Consider the following 12,949-nt stretch of genomic DNA (forward strand, 5'->3'; position numbering starts at 1 on the left):
CGTGGTGCACGCGACTGCCAGGCAGCCGCTTCCGGCGTGCCTGGCGATCGCTCTCACGTCACTTGATGGGATAGTACCGTATACGAGATGTCCGCAGATTATTTGGATGATTTCTTAACGTCTCTGGCCATTTCCAGGCACGTCAGCAATTCAACGTAGCTGGGCGTGCTGTCCATGCTGGTTTCGCGGAGGCAGACGGTCTTGTCGCGGGGAGTGAATTGGGCCCATTGCGGCTGCAATTGATCGCGCGCGGCGGCTTCGTCCGCGGCGCATCGCTCCAAGGTCGCCGCCGAGCCGCCTTCGGACCGGCATTCGCGCACGATATCGAAACTAGGCACGGTGTCAGCGACTTTAGTGAAGGGTAGCGAAGCAAGAATGACGATCGGGAGGTGCGTCAGCATTTGGGTTCTCCATGCTCGGGCATCGTGGTTGTTTCCGGAGAGCAATCTCTCATGCGAGTTGTGCCGGCATATTGATCGGCATCAAGCGCGGCGGCTGCGCTGGAACGCCCCCGGCAGGTGGCCTTGATCGAGCGCAAGGCAACCGAGGGTCGCGAATACTATTGTGGGGATGAGTATCGTCTCGGGTCATCCTGGCGGCACAAATAACAAGCGAACGGAGTTCCGGATGAGATTACTTGGATATATGACGGCGCTGTTTATGGTTTGCGCGTCGACGCCACTTGCCATTGCCCAATCCGGAATGAATGCGGCAATCGACGATCCGTATGTCCCGCGGCTGGCCGATATCATGAGCATAGTCCAGTTGCGTCATATGAAACTGTGGTTTGCCGGCTCATCTCCAAACTGGGAACTCGCGGCGTACGAGCTTCGCCGGCTCAAGGCCAGCCTGGTGGATGCCGCGTCGCTGTATCCAGGCATTCCGGCGACGAGCGTCACGACAATGGCGGCGCCTGTTCAGTCCATCGCCGAGGCGATCGAGGCAAAAGACAGCCAAAAGTTCGCGACCGCATTCGGCGATCTGACAGTCGCATGCAACGCCTGCCATCAGTCGATCGGACGCAGCTTTATTGTCATGCGGGTACCGACGGCATCGCCCTTCAGCGATCAGGTGTTTCCGCCGCAGCCAAAATAGGCGCGGGGACGTGATCAACTATTGGACGCGATCCACCGAACGATCGGGGGCCAATGCTCTTTCAAGGTACGGGCTCCCATGAAGAGACCGACGTGACCGCCGGGCACGGTCTTCGTCATGAGCTGCGGCGCGGGCGTCCCGAGATATTTGGCGGCGTCGAGAACCTGCTCGGGCGTGGTGATGTCATCATCCGCGCCGGCCAGTAAATAGGTCGGGCAAACAATATTGTGGAGATCGAGCTTTCGTCCGAGCCCGATGAATTGCCCCTTGGCAAGCCGGTTCTCCTTGAAGAGCTGGGTGATCACCTGGAGATACCACCGGCCTGGCAGATCGATCGGATTTTCGTACCAGCTATTGAATGTTTCTTCTTTATCAAGGTAGACCGGGTCGTCGATGTGCTCATAGAGATCGATCTGGTCCTTAATATAATGCTGCTCCGGGTGCATGTTCTTCCAGCCTTGCAGCATGAATTTGCCCTTCATCAGGCCGCCGCCGAGCGCCACCAGTTCCTTGTAGAACGACGCGGGAGACGCGTGGGCCATGCGCTTGATCGGCCCATTGCCAGCGTCGGTGTCGATCGGCGCGCCGGCCAGCACCAGTGAATTGACCTTTTCCGGAAAGCGCGCCGCCACCATGGCCGCGACCCAACCGCCCTGGCAAAGGCCGACCAGATTGACCCGACCTCCGAGATCATCGATCGCGACAATCATATCAGCGAGATAATTGTCGATATCGAGATCCTTCATGTCTTCCGTCGCCGACTTCCAGTCCGTCAACGCAACATTGGCGATCCCGTTGGCCAGAAGTGTCTCGATCAGACTCTGGCCGTGGTGATAGTCAGCGATCATCGCGGTATGACCGGCATAAGGCGCATTGACGAGCGTTGGAATTCCGCCTGACGTACCGTAATCGCGCAGCACCATGGTCCGCAGATCGAGACGTACCCGGTTTGGCGTCGCGAGCTTGGGTCGCAGATTATCGTGAATCCTGATTTCCTCGTCTACGAATTTGAGGTTCCTGGCGTAGAGTTCCGATCCCTGCTCGAACATCCTGGTTGCCATCGCCATCGGCCAGAATGCCGGTACACTCGGGAAGAACGCATTAGCAGGCTTGGTCGAAACTTCATTGGGCATGGTGGACCTGTCTGGTTCGGATTGTCAGTTTTTTTCTGTTGCGCCGTCGTCTGTCAGACGCCACGTATGCCGGGCGATCATCAAATCTTCGTTGGTCGGTATCACCCAGGCCGAGGTTCTGCTGTCAGGTGTCGTGATCCTTGAAGCGCCCGCGGTATTCGCCGCCTCATCCAGTTCGATACCAAGCCATGCAGCTTGCTGGCATGCCTGCCGGCGGATTTCGGGCGCATGTTCGCCGATACCCGCTGTGAAGACGAGCGCGTCCAGGCCGCCGAGACTGGCGGCAAGCGATCCCAATTCGCGACTAATCCGATAGACGAACAGGGCAATGGCCCTGGCGGCCAGCGGATCATCGCTGGCGAGCAGCGCCCGCATGTCATCGCTGACGCCGGATACGCCCAACAGACCGGAGGAATGATAGAGCAGGTCGGTTACGGCCTGCGGTGTCATGCCCTTCTCCCGGAGGAGGTAGAGCACAACGCCCGGATCGAGATTGCCGCATCTGGTGCCCATCGGAAGGCCATCGAGCGCGGTAAAGCCCATGGTCGTTGCAACGCTCTGCCGCCGGTGCATCGCGCACATGCTGGCCCCGTTGCCGAGATGGGCAACGACAACGCGGCCCTCGGCGGCCGCCGGACCAAGGACATCGGGAAGAATGCTGGCGATATACTCATAGGACAGGCCGTGGAATCCGTACCTTCGGATACCTTGATCCGTGATCGCACGTGGCAACGCAAAGGCCGTCGCGATTTCGGGCTGGGTATGGTGGAAGGCGGTGTCGAAACACGCGACCTGCGGTAGTGCCGGATGAAGCTTCGAGATAGCCGCGATGGCGGCGAGATTATGGGGTTGATGAAGTGGCGCGAGCGGAATGAGTTTATTCAATTCGCCGATCACCGTGGGATCGATGCGTACGGGGCTGGAATAGACCGATCCGCCATGCACCACGCGATGCCCGGCGGCGACCAGGTCGCTGTTCGAAAACTGCCGCTCCACCCAACGGAGGAGAGCGGCGAGGGTGTTTTCGTGGGTGGCGGCATCCGTCAAATACTGATCCGCCAAAGTTGCTCCCGAGTTGTCCTTGGCGACGAAATGCACCCGATGTCCAATGCCGTCGAGCTCGCCGTCGCAGATCAGTCCCTTGGCTCCCGGCCGTACATGCCCTTCGAAGAGCGAGAACTTGATGCTCGATGAGCCCGCGTTCAGGATGAGGATGGCGTCGCTCACGATACCACCCTCGTTTTGTGGCGTGCGAGTAGCAACGCGATGGCGCAGGAGCCCAATCGCGCCAGCGTCTTGTCGGCGCGGCTCGTTAGAATGATCGGCACCCGTGCGCCGAGTACGATTCCGGCCATTTGTGCCTCCGCAAGATATTCAAGCTGTTTGGCGAGCATGTTGCCCGCTTCGAGGTCCGGCACCACGAGGATGTCGGCCCGGCCTGCGACGGGAGAAACGATTCCCTTCGTCCTGGCCGCTTCCAACGAAACGGCGTTGTCGAAGGCGAGCGGCCCATCGAGAATGCCGCCCGTGATTTGACCCCGGTCGGCCATTTTGCAAAGAGCCGCCGCGTCAAGCGTCGAGCGAATGCCTTCCGTAACCGTCTCGACCGCCGAGAGAATGGCTACTCTCGGTTCCGGGATACCCAGGGAATGTGCCAATTCGATCGCGTTCTGGACGATGTCGCGCTTGTCGGGCAAAGTTGGGCTGATATTGACCGCAGCGTCCGTGATAAGAAGCGGCCGGGGATAGCTGGGCGCGTCGATCGCGTAGACATGACTGATGCGCCTGGCAGTTCGCAGGCCAAGGTCGTGGTCGACGACGGCGTGCATCAGCTCTTCGGTGTGGAGCGAGCCCTTCATTAACGCTTCGACCCTGCCGGTGCGGGCCATCGCGACGGCTTTTGCGGCAGCCGCCTCGCTGTGTTCGGTTGCGACGATTTCATAAGGCGAGAGGTCGAGTCCCGCCTGGGTGGCGGCGGCGCGAATTCTGGTTTCCGGACCAACCAGGATCGGCACGATAAGCCCGGCGCGCGCCGCCTCGACGGCGCCGAGCAGAGAGACGGTATCGACCGGATGGACGACCGCTGTGGTGATCGGGGCGAGACCGCGGGTCATCTCGATCAGGTTTTCGTAGCGGCGTCCTTTTTGCCGCAATTCAATTTCGGGAAGAACAACGCGTGGTCGGCAGATTTTCTCGGCCGGGGCGATAACCTCCGCCGTGCCGGAAATGACCTCTTCGCCATGCTGGTTCGATACGCGGCATTCGAAGATGACGCGATGCGTTTTTTCGACTTTCTCCTTCACTGTTACCGTCACAGTGATTGTGTCCCCCAGACCTACCGGTTTGAGGAAATGCAAGGACTGATCCACATAGATCGTCCCCGGACCCGGCAATTGCGTTCCAAGCACCGTCGATATCAGCGCCGCACCCCACATGCCGTGGGCCACAATCCTGTGGAAGAAGTCGCTCTTCGCGAAGGTCTGGTCGACATGGGCCGGGTTGACATCGCCGGACATGATCGCAAATACTTCAATGTCCTTATAGGTGAGCGTCCGGACCAGACTGGCGGTGTCGCCCAGCTTGATCTCGTCAAATGTCCGGTTTTCGATTTGCTCCATCCAATTCCTCCAGGCGCTCGCTAACGCTCAGCCGACGATGTGATATCCCGCATCGATGTATTCGATGTTTCCAGTCAGTCCCTTCGCGGCGTCGCTGACCAGAAAAACCGCGAGATTTCCCACATCTTCGATGCTGACGAGCCGGTGCTCAGGTGTGCGGGCGCGGGTCCGTTCCAGCAGTTCATCGAAGCGCTCGATGCCGGATGCGGCGCGCGTTTTCAACGGCCCTGGAGAGAGCGCGTGAACGCGAATATGCTTCGGGCCGAGTTCGGCCGCCATATAACGTACCGAACTCTCGAGTGCGGCCTTCACCGGCCCCATCAGATTATAATCTTCAACGACTTTTTCTGAACCATAGAAGGTGACAGTCAGCAGGCAGCCTCCCTGCTTCATGAGAGGTTCGGCCAGCCGCGCCATGCGAATGAAGGAATGGCAGGACACATCCATCGCCATTGCGAAACCGGCTTGTGAGCAATCGGTGATGCGGCTGTGCAAATCCTCTTTCGGCGCATAGGCGATCGAATGCAGCAGGAAATCGAGACATCCCCAGTCCTCACGGATATGCGAGAACACTGTATCGAGCTGACCTGGCTCACGAACGTCGCAGGGAACTACGATCGGGCTTTCAAGTTTCTCGGCGAGCGGCCTGACGTAAGGTTCGGCCTTTGCATTGAGATAGGTGACCGCAATCTCCGCGCCGGCATTGTGAAGCATCCGGGCGCAGCCATAGGCTATGCTGCTTTCGTTGGCGATGCCAACGATCAGGCCTTTCTTGCCACGTAGCGAAACAATCCCTTCGCTGTCCGAACCGTCGGAGGAAACATCTTGCACAGGCATTGTGTCATCCGTTCTCACGTTACTTGTACGGCTTCGATCGACCAGATCACGTTTCGCGGATCGCAGGGTCCGCAGCGGAGCCGTAAGGCCATTTCCAGTCCCGGATTTGCGGCATGTCTTCGCCGTGTTGGCGGACATATCGCGTATGCTCGAGGAGGGCGTCACGAAATTGCTGCTTGATATGAGCGGCGGCGACGCTCAGACCGGGCACCCGCTCGATCACTTCGATCGCCAAATGAAACCGGTCGAGCTCGTTCAGTACGACCATATCGAAGGGGGTCGTGGTGGTACCCTCTTCCTCAAAACCACGAACGTGCATTCCGGCGTGGTTGGTCCTGTTGTAGGTGAGGCGGTGGATCAGATGGGGATAGCCGTGAAAGGCGAAGATCACCGGCTTGTCGCAGGTGAATATGCCGTCGAAATCGCGGTCGCTGATGCCATGCGGATGTTGTTCTTCCGGCTGCAATGTCATCAGGTCGACGACGTTGACGACGCGAATCCTTAAATTGGGCAACGCCTTTCGCAACAGATCGACCGCGGCCAGGGTTTCGAGCGTCGGCACGTCGCCGGCGCAAGCCATCACAACGTCGGGCTCAAGGCCTTCGGTTTCGGTACCGGCCCAAGGCCATATTCCGATGCCGGCGTCGCAGTGGGGGGCGGCCTGTTGCATGGTCAGCCATTGTGGGGAGGGTTGCTTGCCGGCAACGATCACGTTGATGCGATCATATGTCCGAAGACAATGGTCGGTAATCCAGAGCAGCGTATTGGCATCGGGCGGAAAATAGACGCGAACGATGTCGGCCTTCTTGTTGACCACGAGATCGACGAAACCGGGATCCTGATGGCTGAAGCCGTTGTGGTCCTGTCGCCAGACGTGTGACGACAAGAGATAGTTGAGGGAGGCGATCGGGCGTCTCCACGGCAGGCTACGCGAAACCTTCAGCCATTTGGCATGCTGGTTGAACATCGAATCCACGATGTGAATGAAGGCCTCGTAGCAGGAGAAAAAACCGTGCCGACCGGTAAGCAGATATCCCTCGAGCCAGCCCTGGCAGAGATGCTCGCTCAGGACTTCCATCACCCGACCGTCCTGGGCCAGATGGACGTCGTAGGGTTCGACGCGCTCCATCCAGGCCCGCTCGGTGACATCGAACACTGCATCAAGCCTGTTCGATGCTGTCTCGTCCGGCCCCATCAGGCGGAAATTCCGTGCCTCAGCATTGAACGCAATAACCTCGCGGAGGAACTGCCCCATGACACGCGTTGCTTCGGCTTCGACGCTGCCGGGGTGTGGTACGTCCACGGCATAGGAATGGAAGTCCGGTAGCTCAAGTTCGCGCTTGAGCAGTCCGCCGTTGGCGTGCGGATTGGCACCCATGCGACGGCTGCCGGCCGGCGCAAGCGCCTGTATTTCGTCGTGCAGCCGGCCTCTCTCATCGAAAAGCGTTTCCGGCTGATAGCTTCGCATCCACTGCTCAAGCAGTTCCAGATGGCCTGGATCGCCGCGGGGGTTGGCGATCGGCACTTGGTGCGCGCGCCAGAAGCCCTCGACTTTCAAGCCATCGACTTCTTTCGGACCGGTCCAGCCTTTGGGACTTCGCAACACGATCATCGGCCATTTCGGGCGCTCGCTCGTCGCGCGTCCGTCCCGAGCGGCTGTCTGGATGGCGCGGATCTTGTCCAGCGCGCTATCCAGCGTTGCCGCCATCAGACGGTGCATTGTGGCGGGGTCGTCGCCTTCGACGAACAGCGGTTCGTGGCCGTAGCCGAGAAACAGACTTCGTACCTCGTCATCGCTCATTCGGCCGAGGACCGTCGGATTGGCGATCTTGTAGCCGTTAAGGTGCAGGATCGGCAGTACGGCGCCGTCATGCGCCGGATTCAGGAACTTGTTGGAATGCCAGGAAGCGGCGAGGGGACCGGTTTCGGCCTCGCCGTCGCCGACCACGCAGGCACAGATCAGATCGGGATTGTCGAATGCGGCGCCATAGGCATGTACCAGCGCATAACCGAGTTCGCCGCCTTCATGGATCGAGCCCGGCGTTTCCGGCGCGGCGTGGCTTGGAATCCCGCCTGGGAACGAGAACTGGCGAAACAGTTTGTGGAGGCCATCGGTATTGCGGCCGATATCGGGGTAGATCTCGCTGTAGCTGCCCTCGAGATAGGTATTGGCTACCATGCCCGGTCCGCCATGTCCGGGACCGCAGACGTAAATGACGTTGAGGTCGCGCGCGCGGATGGCGCGATTAAGATGTGCGTAGACAAAATTCAGTCCAGGCGTCGTGCCCCAGTGTCCAAGCAGTCGCGGTTTAATATGCTCCGGCCGTAGCGGCTCACGCAGCAGGGGATTGTCGAGCAGGTAAATCTGGCCCACCGAAAGATAGTTCGCGGCGCGCCAGTAACGGTCAAGCAGATCGAAATCACCGGTGTTCCCCTGACTATCGTTTGCGACTGTCGTTTGCATGTGACGCCTCCAGGAATGGACCGATGAAGAACACAGGTGAGGTCCAATCGATCCACCGTGTCGTGAAATCAAAGCCGGGGCCGCGAATGTGCGCCGATCGCACCACCAACGTCTCCTTTGGCTTCTGCATCGCGATCCCAACTCTCGAACTTATTGGTGCCTTAACCGGGCCGACGGGTTGATCTGTCTCAAGCAGCCAGTTTCTTGGGCATAGGTGTCCTCCGTGTGACCGTTTTCGGCGCCAGATTTGAGCTAGCGCAAAGTCGCTCCTGCCGTTGAGGTCATAAATACGTCGTCAGGCACGAGAAGCCCGGTCGACGGCGGCTCAATCCATTCGGGAACGGTACGAAATGAGACCAGATCTCGCGGTTTGCTACGGACAGGAAAGGTTACCGAGATATACGAGCTATCCCACCGCACCGCATTTCTCAGCTGAGATCGGCCCGGATATCTACGCCGAATGGCTGAAGACGATTCCGCAACACGCCAGCACGTCGCTCTATATGCACGTTCCGTTCTGCCGGTCGATGTGCTGGTATTGCGGCTGCCATACCTCGGTCGTTCGCCGCGATGAGCCGGTGGCCCGATATGCTTCGGCTCTGCGCTGTGAAATCGATCTGGTATCGCGACAAGTCGAGCGACGCATCCAGGTTGACCATATCCATTTTGGCGGCGGCACGCCGACCATCATGACACCCGAGACCTTCGCGGATCTGATCGGCTCGATCAGGCATTCGTTCCTTGTCACTCCTTCCGCCGAGATTGCCGTCGAAATCGACCCGCGTACGCTTTCGGACGCGATGATCGACGCACTGGCCTATGGTGGTGTCAATCGGGTGAGCCTCGGTGTGCAGAGCTGCGATCCGATCGTCCAGCGTGCAATCCACCGGGTACAAAGTTTCGAGGAAACCGCCGCCGCAACGGCAAATCTGCGACGCGCGGGTATCCACGGTGTCAATTTCGATCTGATCTACGGACTGCCGCATCAGACGGTAGCCTCGTGCCTCGATACGGTCCGCCAATGCATCGAACTTCGCCCCGATCGCTTCTCGGTGTTCGGCTACGCACACGTTCCAACCTTCAAGAAGCACCAGCGCAAGATAAATGAGGCGTGGCTGCCCGACAGCCTCGAACGCCATGAACAATCATATGCGATCACCAATGCGTTGAAGGAGGCTGGATACTCGCAGATCGGGCTGGACCACTTTGCGCTGCCCGACGATGCCATGGCCGCCGCGTTACGGAACGGGGCACTTCGCAGGAACTTCCAAGGTTACACCACCGATGACAGCAATATATTGCTGGGCTTCGGTGCCAGTGCGATCGGACGCATGCCACAAGGCTACGTGCAGAACGAAGTTAACACGCACGCTTATCTGGAATCGATTGCCAATGGCAAGTTGGCGACCGTCAAGGGCTACGCGTTGACCGATGACGACCGGCTGCGCGCGGAGATCATCGAACACGTCATGTGCGACTTCGGCGTCGATCTCGATCCAATTTGCGCCCGGCACCGTTCGGCACCGGAAACGATACTGAACGCGTCGCCTCGTTTGAAAAAACTGATTTCCGACGGCGTTGTCCAACGCGAAGGTACCACGTTCAATCTGGCGCAAGACTCCCGATTTCTCGTTCGCAGTCTGGCAGCGGCATTCGATGCGCATCTGGACGGATCGAAGCAACTCCACAGCAGGGCAGTTTAGGTCGATTGGCGGAGCCGGCCAGCGGCACAATCGCGGAATATTTCGATTTTCGCCGCCGCGAGCAGCTGAATTTGACTTGGATCAAGGTGAGGGCGGCCCGGTCTCGGATATTCATGCCATGAGTTCCATGATCGTATTTCGATGCCCCCGGACGGGCATGAAGGTGCAGACACCACTCTTCAAGCAGGCGGCGAACGAGCCGAAGCTTTACGAGCTCGTGACCTGTCCGGCGTGCACCCAATTCCACTTCATCAATAAAGCCACCGGTAAAGCGCTGGGTGACAGCAGCGAATAGAGCTGCTCTGTTGCTAGGACGTGACAGAATCGTCCGCTCGCGTTCGCGCGAAGATGCCAGCGACAATTTGCATCATTGCTCCGATCGCCCAACCGCCGCCGATCAGAAGAGTCCCGCTCGCGCCCATCGAGTCGTCCAGAATGATGGCGCAGACGGATACGACAGCCGCTGCCGAGGCGAGGAACGTACCAGCGGCGCTGAGTAATTCTACCGCATCCGCTCTTGATGTGCCCTTGCGCCATAGCGGCAGTTGCACCCGGTGAGGGGGTGGCGGAGGCAGATCTATTCCGAGATAGAAGCCGGCGGCCCCGCCAAGCATCATGGCCAGGATAGGGCCGCCTGTACCGAGCAAGTCGATGTTGGTCTTTGCCACCTCGGCTGCAACGAACAACCCGCATGCTCCACCGGCCAAGGCGAGCCCGCTTCGTTCAAAGACGTGCGCCCACCTGCTGACGGCGGAGCGGGTATTCCATGGATCAGAACGCATGATCATTTGAAGTTCCCGTTCAAAGGAATGTGGCTATCCATGCCAGGCGGCAGAGCGGACGAATTCGATTCCACAATGCTGCTAGGCATAGGCGACAACCTCGCCATCGGCGGCAGCAGACTCAACAAATTAGGCTGCTGACTTTTGGCTTCTGTTTAAGACTCCCGCCGGCTCTTCCAACAGCATCCATGCCATCAATCGCATCGGCTTCTTACGACAGGCCGATCGTCAAGCGGTCATCGACAGATTCAACCCCGGGAGTTGACCAGGCCGCAGTTTCGACCTTGTAGCGCTCATCCCAGTTGTCGACACGTCCTTCCAAAAGCACCTTGTTGCCGTCCTTTACGGTGACGCGTATCGCGTCCGCTTCGACCTCCGCATGCCGCTTGAGCGCGGCCTCGATCTTGGTCCTGATGTCGGATGCGTCGATACGGGGCTTTATTTTGATCATGTTTGTCACAGAAACGACGCCCGAGAGCTTGCGCATATCGTCTTCGGCTGCACGGCGCTGATATTGCCAGTCGACGGTGCCACTTAGCGTAACAAATCCGTCGTGTACCAGCACATCGACTGAATCATTCGGGACGAGAACGTCCCATTTCAAAAGATCGGAAGCGCGTTGGGCAATTTGATCGTCCGCGGTCTTGCTCAGATAGGGATAGCGAACCTCGATATTTTCAGCGATGGCGTGCACCCCATCTACACGCCGCGCCGCCGCTATTACAGCGAGTTTTTCTGCATAGTTGTTTACGTGCCCGCTCAAAGTCACGACATTCTTGTCGACCAGCACGCCAATATGCTCGCCATCAAAGCTGGGATCGAATTCGAATTCGTCGATAATGTCTTGACGAAGTTTTGCTTCTTTCATGGTGTGCCTCGATAGTGTGGTTATCTTTAAATGCATCTTCTGCGGTCGCGCGCCGAGCACATTGATCCGGATCAAGGGCGCGAAGCTCGCGTGAAATTTCAGCTCAGGCAGATCAGAACGATGGAAGCATTACGCCCGATCAGCCGCGGCGCGCGGGATACCGATCTTGAAGTGCAGCTTTGCATGGGCAATAATTTGGGGGTCGCTGGGATGGTCGGCGGCTTCAACCGCCACTATTCGATCGCCGATTTGCGGATTATGTTCGCGAATATATTTGGCGAGTTCGACTTTAGCGCCGGATGGCCCAAGGATCAGGATTTCGCCGGCATCGCTGACGGCGTCCAGCACCTGTTTCAGAAATTCCCCGCTTTCATGGACATGACCGCTGCCGATCGAATTGGCCTTGTGATGAATATGCCGCGTCGGCAAATGGGGGTGCAGGATGACCTCGTTGAGGCCGGATAGGCCAAGATGGAAGACCCTGGCTTCCAAATGGTCGATCCAGATGACGGCGTGGAAATGCTGCATTGCTTTGGTCCTTTCGTTGGCGAACTAAATCGCTCGTCTCAATTGGTCGTCTTCGGGGGAGTAAAGGTGCGCGCCTGTGACGGGATCGAACCAGCAAAGATGATCGTGAACTTGCCTGACGCCGGAAATATTCTCGGCTGCGACAATTGCTGCCTGCCTGGACCGTTCGTTGAGGATAGCGCCGCCGAGGTGCACGATGCCGTTTCGCACGGCAACGCGAAGCGCAATCGGCTTCCAGTCGTTTTTCTCGATCGCGGCGAAAACGCGATTACGGATATGGTCATCGTCAGCAGTCGGGTCCGGGACATCGCGCGCCAGTCCCGCGAGGGCCTGAAGCAGGTTGGCGCGGGTTACGATCCCGACCAATTGATCTCCGCGCACCACTGGCAGGCGTTTGACATGATTTTTTTCCATCACCTCGACGATATTTTCGAGTGTGGCGTCTTCCGTCACGGTGAGTGGATCGGGAGTCATGATCTCTCCAACCTTACGGCCTTGCTCGTGCACAAAGTCGGCCGCAGCCCGGCCTGGTCCGAACAGGAGATTTAGCCACCGGCGGTGTTTCCGCCCGGTTCCGATCTCCACGCGGCGGAGAAAATCGCCTTCCGAGACGATGCCAACCAATTTGCCGGCTTCATTGACGACCGGAAGCCCACTGATGTGCTGCTGCAGCATGGTGTTGGCAGCCTCGACCACGGAAGTATCGGGGCTGACTGAGATGACCTTACGAGTCATGATGTGATGAGCGCGCATCGATATGTTCCGGATGTCGAGTGGCTGAGAATATTGCCAAAGAAAGTTACGCCACCGCACTTTTTGCGTGCTTGATGCAGGTCAAGTCGTAAATCGATGAAGGAATCTGGCTTGAGCTTGATCCGCATCAAAGTCCCATCGGGTCCGATACTCCAATCAAGTCTTGCC

General features: G+C 58.5%; 13 protein-coding genes. 3 read left to right on the forward strand and 10 right to left on the reverse strand.

Annotated features, from left to right (window positions below; translation table 11 throughout):
• Nucleotides 1-98: 98 nt before the first annotated feature.
• The gene (locus HB676_RS06765; RefSeq protein ID WP_213736924.1) at nt 99-401 is read right to left on the reverse strand and encodes a hypothetical protein; all 303 of its coding nucleotides are present in this window, start codon (nt 399-401) and stop codon (nt 99-101) included.
• Nucleotides 402-570: 169 nt separating this feature from the next.
• Here HB676_RS06765 and HB676_RS06770 point away from each other — a divergent pair, with 169 nt between their 5' ends.
• On the forward strand, nt 571-1,095 hold the full coding sequence (locus HB676_RS06770) for a hypothetical protein (protein ID WP_249780097.1): 525 nt from the start codon (nt 571-573) through the stop codon (nt 1,093-1,095).
• A gap of 14 nt (nt 1,096-1,109) precedes the next feature.
• Here HB676_RS06770 and HB676_RS06775 read toward each other — a convergent pair whose 3' ends face one another.
• From HB676_RS06775 to HB676_RS06795, 5 genes are read right to left on the reverse strand one after another with little or no spacing between them, the layout of a single operon-like run.
• Nucleotides 1,110-2,228, reverse strand: a complete 1,119-nt coding sequence (locus tag HB676_RS06775; RefSeq protein ID WP_213736925.1) for an alpha/beta fold hydrolase — start codon at nt 2,226-2,228, stop codon at nt 1,110-1,112.
• A gap of 24 nt (nt 2,229-2,252) precedes the next feature.
• A complete protein-coding gene (locus tag HB676_RS06780; RefSeq protein WP_213736926.1) occupies nt 2,253-3,455 on the reverse strand; it encodes an acetate/propionate family kinase in 1,203 nt (400 codons plus the stop codon).
• Nucleotides 3,452-4,846 carry a bifunctional enoyl-CoA hydratase/phosphate acetyltransferase gene (locus HB676_RS06785; RefSeq protein ID WP_213736927.1) on the reverse strand — a complete coding sequence of 465 codons (1,395 nt, stop codon included), beginning with the start codon at nt 4,844-4,846 and terminating at the stop codon, nt 3,452-3,454. The genes HB676_RS06780 and HB676_RS06785 overlap by 4 nt, the downstream gene beginning before the upstream one ends.
• Nucleotides 4,847-4,873: 27 nt before the next feature.
• Nucleotides 4,874-5,683, reverse strand: a complete 810-nt coding sequence (fabI, locus tag HB676_RS06790) for an enoyl-ACP reductase FabI (protein ID WP_213736928.1) — start codon at nt 5,681-5,683, stop codon at nt 4,874-4,876.
• Between the two features lie 46 nt (nt 5,684-5,729).
• Nucleotides 5,730-8,147 (reverse strand): phosphoketolase family protein, encoded by a 2,418-nt coding sequence (locus HB676_RS06795; protein WP_213736929.1) that lies wholly within the window; start codon nt 8,145-8,147, stop codon nt 5,730-5,732.
• A 350-nt stretch (nt 8,148-8,497) separates the two neighbouring features.
• Between HB676_RS06795 and hemN the strand changes: the two genes are divergently transcribed.
• Both hemN and HB676_RS06805 read left to right on the forward strand, forming a co-directional pair.
• Nucleotides 8,498-9,850: an oxygen-independent coproporphyrinogen III oxidase gene (gene hemN, locus HB676_RS06800; protein WP_213736930.1), complete on the forward strand. Its 1,353-nt coding sequence runs from the start codon at nt 8,498-8,500 to the stop codon at nt 9,848-9,850.
• Nucleotides 9,851-9,968: 118 nt separating this feature from the next.
• Nucleotides 9,969-10,145: a hypothetical protein gene (locus tag HB676_RS06805; protein WP_213736931.1), complete on the forward strand. Its 177-nt coding sequence runs from the start codon at nt 9,969-9,971 to the stop codon at nt 10,143-10,145.
• A gap of 13 nt (nt 10,146-10,158) precedes the next feature.
• On the opposite strand, the gene HB676_RS06810 is transcribed toward HB676_RS06805, so the two are convergent.
• From HB676_RS06810 to HB676_RS06825, 4 genes are all read right to left on the reverse strand, one after another.
• Nucleotides 10,159-10,536: a hypothetical protein gene (locus HB676_RS06810; RefSeq protein WP_346347272.1), complete on the reverse strand. Its 378-nt coding sequence runs from the start codon at nt 10,534-10,536 to the stop codon at nt 10,159-10,161.
• A gap of 307 nt (nt 10,537-10,843) precedes the next feature.
• Complete coding sequence (locus tag HB676_RS06815; protein ID WP_213736933.1) at nt 10,844-11,500, reverse strand: BON domain-containing protein; 657 nt, start codon at nt 11,498-11,500, stop codon at nt 10,844-10,846.
• Nucleotides 11,501-11,629: 129 nt separating this feature from the next.
• Nucleotides 11,630-12,028, reverse strand: coding sequence for a translational machinery protein (locus tag HB676_RS33720; protein ID WP_249780098.1), 399 nt, complete (start codon nt 12,026-12,028; stop codon nt 11,630-11,632).
• Between the two features lie 24 nt (nt 12,029-12,052).
• Nucleotides 12,053-12,781: a CBS domain-containing protein gene (locus HB676_RS06825; RefSeq protein WP_213736935.1), complete on the reverse strand. Its 729-nt coding sequence runs from the start codon at nt 12,779-12,781 to the stop codon at nt 12,053-12,055.
• Between the last annotated feature and the right edge of the window lie 168 nt (nt 12,782-12,949).

The sequence above is a fragment of the Bradyrhizobium sp. dw_411 genome (assembly GCF_018449695.1).
Classification (GTDB): Bacteria; Pseudomonadota; Alphaproteobacteria; order Rhizobiales; family Xanthobacteraceae; genus Bradyrhizobium.